General features: G+C 56.2%; 18 protein-coding genes. 6 read left to right on the top strand and 12 right to left on the bottom strand.

Translation table 11 applies throughout. The annotated features are described in order from the left end of the window. The 6 genes from Q0816_RS20455 to Q0816_RS20430 form a co-directional block, all read right to left on the bottom strand. Positions 1-933 carry an AEC family transporter gene (locus tag Q0816_RS20455; protein WP_298854116.1) on the bottom strand — a complete coding sequence of 311 codons (933 nt, stop codon included), beginning with the start codon at positions 931-933 and terminating at the stop codon, positions 1-3. A 91-nt stretch (positions 934-1,024) separates the two neighbouring features. Further along, the gene (locus Q0816_RS20450; protein WP_298854115.1) at positions 1,025-1,441 is read right to left on the bottom strand and encodes a RidA family protein; all 417 of its coding nucleotides are present in this window, start codon (positions 1,439-1,441) and stop codon (positions 1,025-1,027) included. Positions 1,442-1,454: 13 nt separating this feature from the next. Continuing rightward, positions 1,455-1,952: a sarcosine oxidase subunit gamma family protein gene (locus Q0816_RS20445; protein ID WP_298854114.1), complete on the bottom strand. Its 498-nt coding sequence runs from the start codon at positions 1,950-1,952 to the stop codon at positions 1,455-1,457. Between the two features lies 1 nt (position 1,953). After that, the gene (locus Q0816_RS20440; RefSeq protein ID WP_298854113.1) at positions 1,954-4,824 is read right to left on the bottom strand and encodes a 2Fe-2S iron-sulfur cluster-binding protein; all 2,871 of its coding nucleotides are present in this window, start codon (positions 4,822-4,824) and stop codon (positions 1,954-1,956) included. Further along, a complete protein-coding gene (locus Q0816_RS20435; protein WP_298854111.1) occupies positions 4,811-5,068 on the bottom strand; it encodes a sarcosine oxidase subunit delta in 258 nt (85 codons plus the stop codon). The genes Q0816_RS20440 and Q0816_RS20435 overlap by 14 nt, the downstream gene beginning before the upstream one ends. A 14-nt stretch (positions 5,069-5,082) precedes the next feature. Continuing rightward, on the bottom strand, positions 5,083-6,357 hold the full coding sequence (locus Q0816_RS20430; protein ID WP_298854110.1) for an FAD-dependent oxidoreductase: 1,275 nt from the start codon (positions 6,355-6,357) through the stop codon (positions 5,083-5,085). 278 nt (positions 6,358-6,635) lie between these two features. Between Q0816_RS20430 and Q0816_RS20425 the strand changes: the two genes are divergently transcribed. The 3 genes from Q0816_RS20425 (at position 6,636) to Q0816_RS20415 (ending at position 8,208) form a co-directional block, all read left to right on the top strand. Then, positions 6,636-7,424 (top strand): phytanoyl-CoA dioxygenase family protein, encoded by a 789-nt coding sequence (locus Q0816_RS20425; RefSeq protein ID WP_298854108.1) that lies wholly within the window; start codon positions 6,636-6,638, stop codon positions 7,422-7,424. 307 nt (positions 7,425-7,731) lie between these two features. Further along, positions 7,732-7,863 carry a hypothetical protein gene (locus Q0816_RS20420; protein ID WP_298854106.1) on the top strand — a complete coding sequence of 44 codons (132 nt, stop codon included), beginning with the start codon at positions 7,732-7,734 and terminating at the stop codon, positions 7,861-7,863. A 42-nt stretch (positions 7,864-7,905) separates the two neighbouring features. Further along, positions 7,906-8,208: a GNAT family N-acetyltransferase gene (locus tag Q0816_RS20415; RefSeq protein ID WP_298854105.1), complete on the top strand. Its 303-nt coding sequence runs from the start codon at positions 7,906-7,908 to the stop codon at positions 8,206-8,208. A gap of 67 nt (positions 8,209-8,275) precedes the next feature. Here Q0816_RS20415 and Q0816_RS20410 read toward each other — a convergent pair whose 3' ends face one another. Continuing rightward, the gene (locus Q0816_RS20410; protein WP_298854103.1) at positions 8,276-9,322 is read right to left on the bottom strand and encodes an aromatic ring-hydroxylating dioxygenase subunit alpha; all 1,047 of its coding nucleotides are present in this window, start codon (positions 9,320-9,322) and stop codon (positions 8,276-8,278) included. Between the two features lie 102 nt (positions 9,323-9,424). After that, positions 9,425-10,348 carry a LysR substrate-binding domain-containing protein gene (locus Q0816_RS20405; protein WP_298854102.1) on the bottom strand — a complete coding sequence of 308 codons (924 nt, stop codon included), beginning with the start codon at positions 10,346-10,348 and terminating at the stop codon, positions 9,425-9,427. Between the two features lie 96 nt (positions 10,349-10,444). Here Q0816_RS20405 and Q0816_RS20400 point away from each other — a divergent pair, with 96 nt between their 5' ends. From Q0816_RS20400 to Q0816_RS20390, 3 genes are all read left to right on the top strand, one after another. Continuing rightward, a complete protein-coding gene (locus tag Q0816_RS20400; protein WP_298854101.1) occupies positions 10,445-11,530 on the top strand; it encodes a hypothetical protein in 1,086 nt (361 codons plus the stop codon). Between the two features lie 154 nt (positions 11,531-11,684). Next, positions 11,685-12,626: a fatty acid desaturase family protein gene (locus Q0816_RS20395; RefSeq protein ID WP_298854100.1), complete on the top strand. Its 942-nt coding sequence runs from the start codon at positions 11,685-11,687 to the stop codon at positions 12,624-12,626. A 3-nt stretch (positions 12,627-12,629) separates the two neighbouring features. Beyond that, positions 12,630-12,947: a non-heme iron oxygenase ferredoxin subunit gene (locus tag Q0816_RS20390; protein ID WP_298854099.1), complete on the top strand. Its 318-nt coding sequence runs from the start codon at positions 12,630-12,632 to the stop codon at positions 12,945-12,947. A 77-nt stretch (positions 12,948-13,024) separates the two neighbouring features. Here the strand turns inward: Q0816_RS20390 and Q0816_RS20385 are convergent, their stop codons facing one another. From Q0816_RS20385 to Q0816_RS20370, 4 genes are read right to left on the bottom strand one after another with little or no spacing between them, the layout of a single operon-like run. Next, positions 13,025-13,906 (bottom strand): amino acid ABC transporter permease, encoded by an 882-nt coding sequence (locus tag Q0816_RS20385; protein WP_298854098.1) that lies wholly within the window; start codon positions 13,904-13,906, stop codon positions 13,025-13,027. Positions 13,907-13,960: 54 nt separating this feature from the next. Next, positions 13,961-14,794, bottom strand: coding sequence for a transporter substrate-binding domain-containing protein (locus tag Q0816_RS20380; RefSeq protein WP_298854097.1), 834 nt, complete (start codon positions 14,792-14,794; stop codon positions 13,961-13,963). Between the two features lie 30 nt (positions 14,795-14,824). Continuing rightward, entirely contained in the window at positions 14,825-15,673 is an 849-nt protein-coding gene (locus Q0816_RS20375) for an amino acid ABC transporter permease (RefSeq protein ID WP_298854095.1), read from the bottom strand. A 2-nt stretch (positions 15,674-15,675) separates the two neighbouring features. Continuing rightward, the gene (locus Q0816_RS20370) at positions 15,676-16,422 is read right to left on the bottom strand and encodes an amino acid ABC transporter ATP-binding protein (RefSeq protein ID WP_298854094.1); all 747 of its coding nucleotides are present in this window, start codon (positions 16,420-16,422) and stop codon (positions 15,676-15,678) included. Positions 16,423-16,692: the final 270 nt, after the last annotated feature.

Below are 16,692 nucleotides of genomic sequence, written 5' to 3'. Positions count from 1 at the left end.
TTACGGAATCAGCGGGAGCAACACAGCAAGCGACACCGGTATGCTGATAGCCGCAATCAGTGTTTGCAGCGTCACGATGGCCGCCATCAATGGCGCGTCCCCACCCAATTGCTTGGCCAACGTGTAAGAAGAGGCTCCGGTCGGGACAACCGAATAAACCACAGCGATCTGTAAAACGTCCCTCGGCAATCCCACGAGTAATCCAATCACCAGTACAGCCAAGGGGAAGACAACCATCTTTCCGGCAAAAGCCAGGATCAGGGGCAATGTGCTGGCAGCCATGGCGCGAACTCTCAGATTGGCCCCGACAGCAAGCAGAGTGATCGGTAACGCCCCAGCCCCAAGAACATCCGTCACATCATGCACAACGGCAATCCTGTCGCCGACCAACTGGTTCGCGCACACCGCCAGAAAGATCGAGATCACATAAGGATTGCGCGCCAGTTCACGCAGGATGGCAACGAGCAGGCTGTTGGCCCGGTCGCTTTTCAGCGCGCCGACCATCAAAACGACCATCACGATATTTGTGGTGGGCACCAGAATAGCAGTCGCCAGAATTGCAATATCCAGCGCAGCCGGACCAAACAGGTTCGCCGCAAGTGCAAGGCCGATGAATGAATTGTGCCGCGCGCTCCCCTGAAGGATCGAGGTCGCCTGAGGTGGCGCAAAACCCATCAGACGGGTCGCCAGAATTGCAAACACGAGTGCCGCAACAAATCCACCTAAAATGGCCAATGAATAAAGACCCAGCGCTGACTTGTCCAAAGGCGACAACGAGATTTTGCTGAACAAAAGGCAAGGCATTAGAACCCAATAGACAAGCTTGTCATTCAGGTTCCAGAAATCGGTGCTGGGAATGCCGCCTTTGCGCAGGGCAAGGCCCAGTGCGATGATCAGAAAGATCGGCAGGATCGAGGTGAGTGTCGAGAGCATTGCAATTCGCAGACAGAACCAGACATGTGCGACCGGACAGTGTCATGACACGAGGCACGACACAATGCGATACCGGATAACGCAGATATCCTCAGCCAGAGGTGCTCGATTCATCATCATCGATGACAGCCATCGCGTCGATCTCGACCAGCAGCGACGGATCGGCCAGACCTTGAACGACCACGCCGGTCGAACAGTGATGCACGCCTTCGAACCGGCGATTGATCGCTTCGTACACGGCGGGTCGGTATGAGATGTCGGTGACATAGACCGTCAGTTTGCAGACATCGGCCAAACTGCCTCCGGCTTCTTCCATCCATTGCTGAATATTGCGGCAAGCCTGATCTGCCTGCGCACCGGGGTCCCCTTCTCCAATCAACGTGCCATCCAGCAGTGTACCCACCTGCCCCTGCATGAAGACAAAATCACCCCGGGCGCGAATGGCTTTGGAATACGTTGCCTGCGCATGATAGCGGGTCTGGTACTTATGAATATGTGTTCGAGCCATGGCGATGGTCTCCTTAAGCGGTTGCGCGGGACAGATACTCTTCGATCATATCTGCAAAGCTCTGTTCGACACCGAATTCTATTCCATCTTTGCACCGCATCACCAAAGCCTTGAGGCCGAAAACCTCGGTATAGGTGACGGCCTCGGCGTCGAACATGCTGTCATGCAGGTCCAGAGGGCAGGCAATCGCCAAGATCTCGCCTGCATCAGGTCCGGTCACACGAAAAAAGGTTGTGGTATCCGAGACCCGGACAATGCTGATATCCACCGGGCAATCCGTGGGTTTCAACCGGGCTTCCAGCGCGACTTCCTGTTCCAGCGGCGCGCGCGCCAGCCAATGATCGCGGCCGATGAAGAACAGCTCTTTGCCATCTTTTCCGGTGCGGTAATTGGGGCGATCCGGAAAGTCCGGCAGCGCGTCGCCAACCCAGGCTTCAACCGCATCCACAGCCCCTTTGAGGTCAAACAGCGCGCTTATCCCGCAGCGTTGAAACGTGACATCATAGCTCATCTCAGGACCTCAGCAGCTTACCTTCGGGATCGTGGAACACCGGTTTCGTCACCGTCACCGGGATCACATTCTTCTTCAGTCGCACATGGGCGGTTTCGCCCTGTCGCGCGTGACCATTTTCCAACAGTGCCAACCCGACCCAGTGGTCATTCACCACACTCCAGACACAGGCGGTGACCAGACCTTCGGTGGCCTCTTTCCGGCCTCCGGGCGTCAGGGGAGCGCCTTCGGGGATTTTCTGGTTTGGGTCAACCGGCAATATCCCGACAAGCTCGTGCCGCTTACCACCGCCCGACCGGCGCAACTCGATCGAGCGTTTGCCCAGATAATCGGACTTTTTCTTCGACATGACCCAACCCATGCCCAGATCATACGCATCGACAGTTCCGTCAACCTCGTGCCCAAGTGATAGAAAACCCTTTTCCACCCGCAGCACATGGCTCGATTCTGAACCGACCGGCAGGATTTCAAAGGGTGCGCCCGCCTCCATCACTTTATCCCAAAGCTCGGCCATGTGACGAGGGGCGACGTTGATCTCAAATGACAGCTCACCGGTAAAACTGACCCGAACCACCCGCGCCGGGAGCCCCGCGACGGCGCCTTCGCGGAAGGACATGAACGGGAAGGATTGGGGCGAGAGGTCAATGTCGGTGTCAAGCGCCTGCATCACCTCGCGCGCTTTGGGTCCGCAAATGGTGGCATTGTTCCATTGGCTGGTGACGGTCGTGATCATCACCTGCCAGTCCGGGAACTCAGTCTGCAGTAGTTTTTCCATGTGCTGGTTTACTGCATCGGCGTGACCGGTCGAGGTTGAGATCAGCCAGCGGTGTTCATCCAGCCGAAAGGCCACGCCGTCATCCAGGATCAAGCCATCCTCGGACAGCATCAACCCATAGCGCCCCTCGCCGGGTTTCAGGTTGGACATGATGTTGGAATAGATGAAATCGAGGAATCGCGGAACGTCCCGCCCCTTCAACTCGAATGTGCCGAGCGGAGAACCATCGTAGACACTAACGCCTTCACGCACCGCGCGGCATTCGCGGCTCACCGCATCCTGCAAGCCTTCACCAGATTTGGGGAAATATCCTGGCCGCCGCCAGCGGGCACCCGCTTCATACATGACCGCGCCATTATCCTTGTTCCACTGGGTCACAGGCGTGTGGCGATAGGGAAACAGCCCCCAACCCTCGCGCAGACCGCCAATCGCACCGAAGGACACAGGCGTATATGGCGAACGAAAAGTGGTGGTTCCAACTTCTTGCAGCGGCAGACCCTTTTGCAACGCGACGGTGCCGATGATGTTGATGTTACCGGTTTTTCCCTGATCGATGCCCATGCCGCCTGTCGTGTAACGTTTGACATGTTCGACATTGTCATAGCCTTCACGCAGGGCGAGATGAACATCGCTGACGGTGACATCATTCTGAATGTCCAGAAACGCTTTGCCGCGTTGCCCCGGAACGTCCACCCGCCACAGCGGCTCGATCCCATAGGCCGAATCTTCGCCGCCATCGATGATCCGATCCAGCGTCAGATCACCGGCTGCCGCGCCCACGGCCCGACAGGGCTGCACCGCCTGATCGGGCACAAATGCCGCCAAATCCTCGTCAAACTGCAAAGTGCTGCGGGATTGCGACCACAGATGCACCGTCGGGTTCCAGCCACCAGAATGGGCCAACACATCACATTTAATCCATTTGGATGCGCCCCCGGATAACGGAGCGGCCAGTACTGCACGAACGCGTTTATGTCCAAACATACCTGCAGCAACTGTCGCGGGATGCACTGGCAAGCCAGGGACCAGATCCAACGCTTCTTTGGGGATATGCTCGCGACTATCCAATATCGCGGTCACGATGATGCCTGCGGCCGCCAGGTCAGCGGCAACTGCATAGGCGCTGTTGTTGTTGGTAAACAGGGCGACGCGCGTGCCCACATTGACAGCCCAGCGATTGACATAGGCCTGAACCGAAGAGGCAAGCATCACGCCGGGGCGATCATTTCCGCCAAAGACCATCGCGCGTTCCGTGGCGCCCGTGGCGAGGACCACCTCAGCTGCGCGAACCCGCCAACTGCGCTCGAGGATCGAGCCCTGTTCAGGCGCGCGCTCATTAACGATAAGAAGATTGTGCTCGCGATAAGCCCAGACAGTTGCGTTCTGCAGATGAGTCACATTCTGCATCCCGTGCAACTCGGCCACCGCGTCCGCCACCCAATCCATGGCCGGGCGACCGCTGATGGTCAGGTTCCGGTTGAGCAGGCTGCCGCCCGCCTCGGTCCCCTCATCCGCCAAAAACACCCGCTTGCCTGCGCGTGCGGCGTCAAGCGCTGCCTTCAACCCGGCTGGACCTGCCCCGGCGATCAGAACTTCGGCATGGGCATAGCGGGCTTCGAAATGTCCCTTGGACGGAGGTTTGAATGGAGCGGCGGCCAGACCGGCTGCCATGCGGATCGATGGCTCGAACAGGTGCCAGTTGGGCCATTTGAACGTCTTGTAGTAAAACCCTGCGGGAATAAACCGAGCAAACAACTGATTAACTCCACCCAGGTCGAATTCGGGCGATGGCCAGCAATTGACCGAGCGCGCATTTAGACCTTCGCGCAGCGGCACCGTTGTCGCCGGACGGTTGCCCGAGGCATCCTCGCCGTCCAGCTCAACCAATGTTGCCGGTTCCTCGGGTCCGTGCCCCATAATACCGCGCGGGCGATGGTACTTGAAACTGCGAGCGGTGACGCGCACACCGTTTGCCAGCAAAGCCGAGGCCAGCGTGTCGCCCTCGAACCCTTCATAAGAATTGCCATTGAAGGTAAATCGCAAAGGCTGGTTTCGGTCGATGCGCCCGCCCGCCGCACGGCGGTTACTTTGTGCCATCGGGCGCCTCCACAATGTCATGGGTCCGCGTATCGCGCCAGATCGTGAACCAGTCACCACAACCGCGCGCGTGCCACCAGTTCTCTTGAACCGGGCCTAATGGGTTCGGCATCACGGTCAGATACTCGACCCATTCCTGGTCGGTGGCGGCATTAGGGTCTGGACGGTCGGCACCGACGGGACCGCCATAGATAAATTCGCTTTCGTTGCGTTTGCCGCAAAACGGGCAGGGTATAAGCAACATGATCCTGACCTTTCCTAGCGCGCCGTGGTGGTGCCGGCTTCCATCACGAAATCCAGATGCCGGAATCTGCTCAAGGTGAAGGGTGCCATCAAAGGATGAGGCGCTCCCTTCGCAACCAGATGGGCCAGTGTCAGACCGCCCGCGGGGATGGCCTTGTATCCACCCCACCATCCGGCAGTGACAAACAGGCCCGGCACATCCGTCTGATCCATGATGGGTGAAGCATCATGAGCGATATCAAGATGTCCGCCCCATTGCCGCATCAGCTTGAGCTTCTTGAAACTCGGGAATAGCGACAGCATTGCGGCCACAGTGTCTTCGAAGACATGTTGCTTGATGTCGCGACGAAAGCTTTGCCCCATGTCAGGCGCACCGCCGATCACCATTTCGCCTTTGTCGGACTGGCTGAAATAGAACCCGCTATCCGGGCAGTTCACGATCACATCGACCAGAGGTTTCACCGGTTCGGACACAAAAGCCGTCAGGTTCATCGTGCGCAACGGCAGTTTCAGCCCTGCGGTTTCGGTCAGGGTGGTTGTGTGACCCGAGACTGCCACGACAACCTTGGCCGCCTTCACGACGCCGCGATTGGTTTCGACGCCTTCGATCTTTCCATCTGCGCCCCGCAGCAGGGATTGAACCGCTGTCTGTTGATGAATCTCGACCCCGCGCGCATCTGCCGCGCGCGCATACCCCCAGGCCACCGCATCATGCCGGTTCACGCCCGCGTCCGTGTGAACCATTCCGCAGATCACCGGCAATCGCGCATCGGGGCCACCCCCAGTCAGCGCCGGAATGCGTTTTCGCACCTCTTCGGTGGTGATCTGTTCATAGGTTGAACCGTAAATGTCCATCGTCAGCTGCCGCCTGCGCAATTCGCGCAGCTTTGGCCAGGTCTGAACCACGTCCACCATGGTGCGCTTCGAGTGCATCATGTTGAAGTTCAAATCATCCGTCAGCCCTTCGTACATGGCGACGGATTTGACATAGAACGGGATCGACTCATCCCGCATGTAGTTCGAGCGGATCGTCACCGTGTTTCGGGCGATATTGCCGCCGCCCGGCCAGCCCCGTTCCAACACGGCAACATTGGTGATGCCGAATTCCTTGGCCAGGTAATAGGCGGTTGCCAAACCATGACCCCCTGCCCCGATCACAACCACATCATAGCTGTCCTTCAGCGGCGGGCTGCGCCAGGCCTGAGGCCAGTTGCGATGGCCTGACAGCGCATTTCGGGCAAGAGAGAAGACAGAGTATTTTTGCATGATGGTAATAATATTTATCATCATGCACTTTTCGTCAATACTTTACTATCCACATCACCCGACAGACATCGACACCTCAGCCCTATGCGGTTTCAGGAAATTCATGTATCGTGACGTTATGAATTTACGTGTGGCACAGTTCCATCGGCACCTTGCTGGCAAATGGTCGGCACGCTCGCTCTGGCCCTGTTTCGTGATCAACTGCCGCAGCTCACCTGTTTCGTAACATCAGATAAACCGGGTGCCATGCGCCTGCTTTTTACAACCGCCCCACAGGATGAGGCGATGGATATGGACGTTACATGACACAATCATCAGAACAGAAATCCATTCGGGAAGCCTATGTGCGCGACGGCGTCGTGCTCCTGAAACAGGTATTGTCGCAGGACTGGCTGGAAAAGCTGCGTCTGGCGGTAGATGAGGAAACCGCCAAGGGTGATCGCTATTTCGCATACAAGAATATGCGCGAACATCCGGGTGTATTTCAGGAGTATTGCCTAACCTCGGACATCGGCCAACGAGTGGCTGAAGTAGCAGACAGCCCTTGGACCTCACTTATCTATGATCAGATTTTTGCCAAAGAACCGGGCACGAGAACCCAGACCGGCTGGCACACGGATCAGCCCTATTGGCCGGTCTCAGGGCCCATCATGACCATGTGGATTGCGCTGGATCCTGTAGACCCGGACAACGGCGCATTGGAATTTGTCCGGGGATCGCACGCTTGGGGCGCCAAGTACCGGCCTTTCAAGACCGATCAACTCGGAGGGTTCCTGCACTATCTTGAAGAAGACAATCCCGATTATATCGACATGCCCGATTTCGAGGCCAATCGCACGGCCTACGACATCATTCACTTTCCGCATATGGAACCCGGCGACGCATTGGCCTTTGATGGAATGACCGTGCATTCAGCGATGGGAAACCGGACTTCGACCCGGCGCCGACGCGGCTATGCGATCCGGTTCGCTGTGGATGGCGCAACGTATGAGCCGAGGGATGCCGTGACGGAATGGTTACACGATGACAGCCTTCGCCCCGGCGCGCCCTTTGCTGGCGGCCGGTTTCCGGTAATCTACCGAGCGGCATAATCTGCAGTGAGTGCCGCCGAACAAACCCGCCCTTTCGGGCAGCGTTAACTTGCCAGTGCGCAAACAAGAGACATCAACAAGGGTTGTTTGTTGTACTCAAAGCGCTTGGTGACACTTTGATAAGAGAACCGGCAACTTGACGTCTTCCTGCGAAAAACACATGGTCTGGTCATGACATTCATGACCAACCCGTCCGGCTGCTATTACCACGCCCCCTAATCGAAGCGGTCAATGATGTTCAATCTGCAAGTGCCGCCACAGCGCGGCGCTTTTCATTTTGCCCCTGTGGCTGAAACAGGAGGCAAAGATGCAAACCACAAACTCAGACCCAACTACACCGATACGGAATGCGGAACCCGATGACCTCCCCCGGTTGTTATCGATGATCCGCGCTCTGGCCGCGCACCACGGCGATGTCCCTGACGTCAGCGCAACATAGCTTGAACGGGACGTATTCGGCAACCCGCCCTGGGTCTATGTTTTGGTTGCTGAGTTGAACGCAGAGGTCGTCGGCTATGCCGCGCTATGTCCCTTGACCCAGTTGCAAATGGGTTTGCGCGGCATCGACATGCACCACCTTTTTGTCGAACGGTCGTTTCGCGGCAGAGGTATCGGGCGACAGCTGATCGAAGGTTCGATGCGGAAAGCACGTGCGCTTTGCTGTGGTTACATGATGGTTGGAACGCATCCCGAAAACTCAGACGCTCAAGCCGTTTATTTGGCGTGCGGGTTCAAACAGCGACACGGGGCACATCCAAGGTTTTGCGTTTCGCTCGACACATAACCGGATCGAGGCTACGCGCTCCCTGATCCAGGGCTAGGTCTTTGGAACTGAGGCTGCTGGTATCGTCTTAAGCCTGAACTGCGACGTCGACCGGAGTGATTTCAGCCTCCATCGCCCGATCCAGCGTCTTGCGGAACAGTTTGGCGCCAGCGTCGAGACCCAGATCGATATGGGGGGTCCGGGCATGCTTCATACCTTTGTGGACTTCTTCCAGCACCTCTTTGTCTTCAATAAACGCCATACGCGCGCCGTCATTCATGAATTTGGAAACTTCGGCGTTCTCAGGATCGGAATTGCGGTGTTGGAACCAGAAATACCGTGTCCGGTCCTCATCAATCGGGCTCATGAAGTTATAAGAGATATTGATGAAAGTCTCTTCAACAGGTTGTTTGTCATATCCACCGGTTCCCACTGGAGTATAGATGGATTTGTTCAACCCGATCGCTGGCATGCACATCTCATAATGCTGCAGCCGGTCGCAATCACCTTCAAAGGCTACCAGATTGGCGTAATAAGGCGACGGCGGCTTGTTCTCGATCCAGCGCGAGACGATCACACCGCGATCCGTCCGCTCGACATTCAGCGGTTCTTCATCCGTGCCAGCGCCTGCAAAGGAAGAAACATGAACCCAGGCCACATGGCTGGGATCCAGCAGATTGTCGCATACCCAAAGATAGTGACAGTCGATATCCATCACGCCACCATCGGTTTTACCCCAGCTTGGGTCATCGAAATTCTCAATCGGAAAGATCTTGTCTGGGTCCGCCAACGCGGGATCACCCATCCATATCCACAGGAACCTGTAGCGGTCCACGACCGGATAGGATTTCACAACTGCCCGGCGCGGGGTCATGCCGCGCTGTGTCGGGCTGTCGGTGCATTTGCCCGAACAGTCAAATTTCAACCCATGATACCCGCATTCCACCACATCACCGATCAGATTGCCTTTGGACAGCGGCAGCTTGCGATGCGGACATGCATCTTCCAATGCGACCGGAGAGCCATCCTGCTGCCGGTACAGTACAATATTCTCACCCAGGAAGGTCTCGGCCTTCAGTTCGCGACCAATATCCTTGCTCCAGGCGGCGACGTACCAGCAGTTTCTAAGAAACATGAAAATGCTCTCCAATCTGTCAGATGACATATATCAGTATGAACGGCGATATCACTTAACGCCATGCCGGAGTTTTAATGGATTGTATAAGCCAGACTAATTTCAAGCTGTGAAAGGGGCGGGAATCTCCGGTTGCGCCTCGACCTCGGCGTGAATCCAGTTCAGGAATTCGATTACTTTGGCGCTATCCTTGGTCTCATGCTGTCGCACCAGCCAGTAGGACAGCGGAGACTGCGTAACCTCGGCAAAAGGACGCGCCAAACGTCCGTCGCACAACATATCGATGACCAGAGGCTCGCGCCCCAGTGCCACGCCCAACCCCTCCATTGCAGCCTGAACCACCATGTTCGATTGACCCAACCGACGCGTACGCACGCCGTTCGGTAATGCAAGCTCACATTGACGCGCCCAGAATTCCCATGTCGGACTTGCTGTTCCGTGGTGCAGGTTCTCATCCACCAGGATCGTGTGACGCGCCAAGTCCTCGATGCGTTGCAAATGCGGCAGCAGCGCAGGCGCGCAGACCGGAAACAGCTGCTCGGTCATCAACAGATCGACCTGATAACCCGGAAATTCACCCAAGCCGTAGCGAATTCCTATATCTGCCTCAGCTCCGGAAAACGGGTATTGGCCGGTGTCCGTTGCAATCGAAATCGACAGGTCCGGATGGGCCAGATCAAAGTTCAACAGGCGCGGAAACAGCCAGGTAAACGCAAACCCTGGCAGACATGAAATCACAATCGTCCGATCATTGCGCGTCTTGTCCCGCAACTGCGTACACACATCCGAAATTCGCCCCAACCCTTCAGAAATCGCCAATGCCAACAACTCTCCCTCTCGGGTCGGGCGGGACTGGCGCGCACCACGGACCAGCAGGTCGCGGCCCAGCCATTCCTCAAGGCTGCGGACGTGCTGGCTGACCGCGCTTTGACTGACACCAAGCTCTGTTGCCGCTGGTGAAAACCCGGAATGCCGGACCACGGCCTCAAACGCGCGCAATGCAGAATAGGGCAAGTTCAGGATCATATTAGTCATCCTAATGCCAACCATTAACTCTTTCAAATAGATCGATGCGAGGATTCCAACCTAGTCTTAACGCGCTCGAAGCCAGAGGAGTCGCGAATGTCGGACATCACGCCCGAGCGCGGAGCGCGAAACCTGTTGATCAATTGCGCACAAGCTGTGGCGGGTGATCGGCTGCTGATCGCCTATGAACCTCCGTGTTTTGGATATTTCGACGCCGATAGCGTTGGAATTGTCTCGGGCGTTGCCCGTTCGATGGGCCTGTCTGTCGATGCGGTGGATGTTGGATTCAATCCCGGCAATCCCAGCCTTTCGTCGGATTTGCTGGCCCGGTTCGAAGCGGCAGACATCATCTTGTTTCTGGCGCGTCTCGGGGATCAACTGCGGTTTTCTGAGATGCCGCAGGGAAAAAAGATCATTGTGAGCTTTGCCCTCAGCCGGGAACTGTTCGGGTCGGGGTTTTCGAACGGACATCATGATGCTTTCATGGAAATCAAGGCCGGGATCAACGCGGTACTGAGCACTGCTCAAGAGGTATGGTTCACCTGTCCTTTGGGCACGAATGTCCGGGGACGGCCCGAGATGAACCTCGATCCATCTGGCGACACCTCGATCCTGCGTTTTCCGATGTCCGTCTTCACCCCGGTTCCAGCTCACAGCTTTTCAGGCAGGGTAGCATTGAGTTTTCTGACCGGCACCGGATCGAAATACTATGACGATTATACAATCGAGTTTGACCGCCCGGTATTTGCCCATATGGAAAACGGTCGCCTGACCGGGTTCGAAGGTGATCCCAATGACGTGGCCCGCGCCGAAGCGCATTACGACCGCGTTGCCACGCAGTTCGGCATCGACCGAAACTTTGTGCACTCCTGGCACGCCGGTATTCACCCCGGCTGCGGTTACCCCTGGAACATGCGCGACAATTACGAGCGCTGGGGCGGGGCGGCATTCGGAAATCCGCGCATCCTGCATTTTCACACCTGCGGCGCCTATGCTCCGGGCGAGATCAGTTGGAACGTGTTCGATCCAAACATCGTGATCGACGGTACGACCTATTGGGAGAACGGAGTTTTCCATGCCGACCGTCTGCCCGACGGGCCCGGGATACTGGACCGTTATCCTTGTGCCGCGGGACTGTTTGTCAGTCCCGACATGGATATCGGATTGCGCAACGCCAGCTAAGCTTTCTGTCTTGATTGAACGCCTGGTGTCACGATAATCTGTTGGCAATAGGGCTCTGCAGAAAGATCCCTATGGTGCGGAGCACTCCCGTCTCCGGTGTCGGAAAATGCGAAGAGGGCACAGCCCCCGCTCCGGCAAATTCTGTGGAACTCACATGTCAAAAGCAATCGTAACGCCTCTGACTCAGGCTTTGGCCGAAGGCAAGCTGACGCGCGAAGAGCTGAAAGGATTCATGCAAAGGTCAAACGGACCCGGCCTGCGTCATCTAACGCTTTGTGGTCTGGTACTGGCCTGTACAACCACCCTCGTCACCCTGGCATGGGACAGCTGGTTGATCTGGCCTGCAATGTTCCTGCAAGGCATTGTTCTGGTGCACTATTTTTCGCTACAGCATGAATGCGTGCACTATACGGTGTTTCGAACCCGTTGGCTGAACGAACTGGTCGGGCAGATCTGCGGTTTGATTATCGTCCTGCCGCACCGGTTCTTTCGCTACGAACATTGCGATCACCACACCTATACGCAATTGACCGGGGAAGATCCCGAACAGATCCCTTTGCCCAAATCGCTGGGGGAATACCTGCTGTATCTTTCCGCCCTGCCCTATTGGCGCGGCAAATTCACTGAGCTATTTCGCCACGCTTTCGGACGCCTCAGCGAGGCTGAACTGCGGTTCATTCCGAAAGTCGAGTATCAGGCCGTATATCGCGATGCCCGCCGAATGCTGGCAATCTATGTGGCGATCTTTCTGGGCATGGCCATCACAGGTTGGTGGGGGCTGATCTGGTACTGGATCATACCCCTGATACTGGGTGAGCCGGTGATGCGTTTCATTCGGATGACCGAACATGTCGGGCGACCAACTGTGGCGCAGATGTCAGAAAACACACGAACCAATCTGGTTTCCGCCCCATGGGCCTTTCTATGCTGGAACATGAACTATCATGCCGAACACCACTATGTCTCATCGGTCCCGTTTCATGCCCTTCCACGCTTGCATGAGAAACTGAAGGATCACATCCATGTCGAACCCGGCGGATATCTGGCCGCGCATCGCGAAATTCTGCGGCAAATACGGCAAAGGTCGAGAGTGTAATCCATGGCAGATGAAAAACCATGGAAAGATGTGATCGAAGTCACCCGGCTGGAAAAGAACTGGGTCACGCGGGTTGAACTCGGCTCGCGTTTGATCGCGATCTATGACACGCCAAGCGGCGTCTTTGCTTCACTGGCATTGTGTAATCACGGCGGCGCTGATCTCTGTGACGGGTATTTCGATGGGCATGTCATTGAATGCCCCCTACATCAGGGTGCATTTGATGTGCGAGACGGGCACCCGGTTTCAGCACCAGCGACACGACCGATGAAGGTGTTTGAGACCCGGATCGAAAACGGAATGGTCCAGATCAGGGCATAGCCCCTGCAAACCTTGGCCCGATGCCGTGCATGCCGGTGTCGGGACTTATTCAGGCAATGTGTCGAATGGCTTGACCGCTAGCGCTTGTCGGACCGCTTTTCAAGTCGCGCAAACAATCGACTAAGGCCGAAGCAGACCACAAAATAAAAGGCTGCCGTGGTAATCCACGCCTCGAATATCATGCGGGACGACGCCACGAGTTCGACCGTTTTATATGTCAGCTCCTGCACCGAGATCAGCGACAGGATCGAGCTGTCTTTGATGAGAGATATGAACTGGTTCGCTAGCGGCGGCACCACTTTTTTCATGGCTTGCGGCAGGACCACATAGCGTAATTCCTGAATGCGGCTCATCCCGATGGATCGCGCCGCCTCGTGCTGGCCTTTGGGGATTGACTGAATTCCGGCACGGACAATTTCACCGACAAAAGCGCTTTCAAACAGGGCCAGAACGATGACACCTGATACCAGCGAGGGAAAACGGCGCATTTCACCGAAGAAAAACTCCCACACCGCGTTGTCTTCCTGCCGTGCGATGCCTCTGGCCCAACGTTCAAGGTTCAGTGCGTCAATCAGTTGCTGGGACAGGAAGAAAAAGAAGATAAAGACGACAACGACTGGTGGAACGTTCCGCAGAAACTCAAGATAGGTGCGAGCCAACATCCGGATTGTCAGATTGGCCGAACAACGCGCGATGCCCAGAATGGTCCCAAGGATAAGCGCCAAAATACCGGAATAGATGCTGATGCGGATTGTTGCGGCAAGCCCCTGCAACAACAGGTTGGCAAAATACTCTTCGCGTCCGGAATGCCAGCCGACAATATAGCCGGGGATTAGTTCCCACCGCCATTTATAGTTCAGCGTGCCTTCGATCGACAGCCAGATATAGCCGAAAAAGGCGACCACGACCGCCAGGATCAGATAATCGGGCCATCTGAGTTTATTGAGAAATTCCCGCACCGGCGTGCTCCGCGTCAAATCCGGGGGCAGTTGCCCCGCCCCCGGTCAGATATGTTACTGGGCGACCTGATCCGCCCAGTCTTCAGTGGCGAACCAGTAGTTGTGACGCTCTTCCAGCCAGCCAGAGCGCCAGTTCTGCGCGATCCAATTGTTGAAAAAGTTCATCGCGTCCGGGTCGCCCTTGCGCATTCCAAAGGCTTCTCCACGTGGGTCAAAAAGCTCACCCTCCATCACAACCAGTGTTTCCGGGTTGCGCCCGGCTTCGCGATTGGGTGTCGGCTGCGAGGCCATCGTGGCGTGCGCGTTGCCATTCAGCACTTCCTGAGTGGATGCACCATCTTCATCAAACAGCAACAGATTTGCTTCGGGGAATGCTTTAGCAATGACTGTTGCCGGTGTCGCGCCGCGACGGGCTGTAAAGGTTACATCCGGCGAGTTCAAATCTTCGCGCGACATGTCCGCAGTCAACTCTTTATTCGCCAGGATTGCCAGGCCAGAGAATGCGTATGGGTCCGTGAAGTTGATCGTCAGGTTCCGTTGCGCCGTCACCGACATGCCGGAAATGATGACGTCGAAATTGCCCGAAACCAAGGCCGGAATAATCCCGTCCCATGCGGTGGGTACGAATTCGACCTCGACGCCCATATCCTCGGCCAGCTTGCGTCCGACATCCAGTTCGAACCCGATCAGATCGCCGTTCTTGTCGCGCATCGACCATGGCACGAACAGCGACAGACCGATGCGGATCACGCCGTCCTGCTTGATGGTTTCAATCACACTTTCGCGGGACAGGTCCTGGGTCGCGCTTTGCGCCCAGCCCGAGGTCGCCATTCCAGTCGCCACGACCGCACCCAGGGCAGCCCCGAGCATTCTGCGAGAAAGCTTCATCTTGGTTCTCCTTGTTGTCCGACAGTATTTTCAGTTTTGTTGGTCGACGGCATATTTCTTCTCCAGATGACTCACGCCAATCGACAGGATCAGGGTCACCACCAGATAGACCAAGGCGATGGTGAACCAGATTTCGAAACTCATGTAGGTATCGGATATGATGTTACGGCCAAACGTGGTCAGCTCAGCCACCGCGATCACACTGACAATCGCCGAGGACTTGATCAGGTGAACGACTTCACCCGTCATCGGCGGCAACATGAAGCGCACCGATTGCGGCAAGATAATGTAGCGATAAGCCTGGAAAGGTGACATCCCAATGGATTTCGCCGCCTCCCATTGGCCGGTGTGAACGGCGTTAATACCGGCTCGGAAAATCTCGGAAATCAGCGCCGAGTGGAAAACCGCCAGCGTGAGGATACTGGCCGTATAGCGGTCAAACCCGAAGATCGGCCCGAGCACATAATAGAAGAGATACAGCAGAACCAGCAGCGGGATGTTGCGGATCAATTCCAGAAACCCGACGGCAACAGCAGATCCAATGACCAGGCCCGACAATCGAAGCAATGCGATCAAAAGACCGATCGCCGTCGCCAGCAGGAATGAAATGACCGACAGCTTGATTGTCGCCACCAATCCGATTGGAATTTGCCCCCATTCAAACCCAATTTCGGTGTTGCGGTACAGGAACTGCGGCACGCGGTACCATTGCCAGTTATATCCCATACTCTGAGCGCCGACAAAAGAGCCATATGCGATGAGACCGACAATGATGGCGTAGATCGCGACCGAGATCAAAACCGAGTCGAAGAACCGTTTCAGAAAAGGCGGCCTTGGCAGCGGCTGGCCCTTTGGCCCGGATATACCCAGATCACTCACGTTCAATGCGCCAGAATCTGATCCAGGAACAGTCGGCAACGTTCACTGGACGGATTGGTGAAGAACTGCTCGGGCGGCGAGATTTCGACGATCCGGCCGGCTTCCATAAAGACCATGGTATCTGCAACCTTGCGGGCGAATCCCATCTCGTGGGTGACAACAACCATCGTCATGCCGGTGTCGGCCAGTTCGACCATCACATCCAGCACTTCATTGATCATCTCGGGATCCAGCGCCGAGGTCGGCTCATCAAACAGCATGATCCGGGTTTCCATGCACAAAGACCTTGCAATCGCCACGCGCTGTTGCTGCCCCCCCGACAGTTGCGACGGGTATTTGTCGGCCTGTTCCGGAATATGAACCCGCTCCAAATACTTGCGTGCGGTTTCTTCGGCCTGCGCCTTTGAGATGCGGCGCACTTTCATCGGACCGATTGTCAGGTTCTCCAACACGGTTAGATGCGGGAACAGGTTGAACTGCTGAAAGACCATACCGACTTCCTGCCGCAGTTCCCGAATCTCTTTGGCCCCGTCGTAAACCTCGATCCCGTCGATGACGAGGCGGCCAGAATTGTGCCACTCCAGCCCGTTGAAACAGCGGATCAATGTCGACTTGCCCGAGCCCGACGGACCGCAAATCACAACCTTTTCACCCTGATGCACCGTCAGGTCGATATCCTTCAACGCGTGGAACGCGCCATAGTACTTGTCCAGATTTGTCACTTCGATCATCGGAGTGGCTTGGTTCATGTCGTGCCTGTCTGGGTTCGGGACACCATGCCTGGTTGTCTATTTTCGTCCAAAGCGCTCAGCCTTTTGCACGCATTCTCTCACCTAAGCCGAATGTCCTGCGCAACAGCTTAGAACGGCCCGTCCGGTCGGTGCTGCGATTGAGCGGAGCAGTCGGGCAAGGCCTGAAAATCCTCAAATACGTTGCACTTCGATCAATATGGTTGCTTAATACGCAATACTCGTCAATAAAAAACTCGGGGGTACAGAATTGAGCTGCCCGAAACTTGC

Origin of the sequence: uncultured Ruegeria sp. (assembly GCF_947497005.1) — a bacterium.
GTDB lineage: Bacteria > Pseudomonadota > Alphaproteobacteria > Rhodobacterales > Rhodobacteraceae > Ruegeria.
This window is presented reverse-complemented; position numbering and strand designations above follow the sequence as displayed.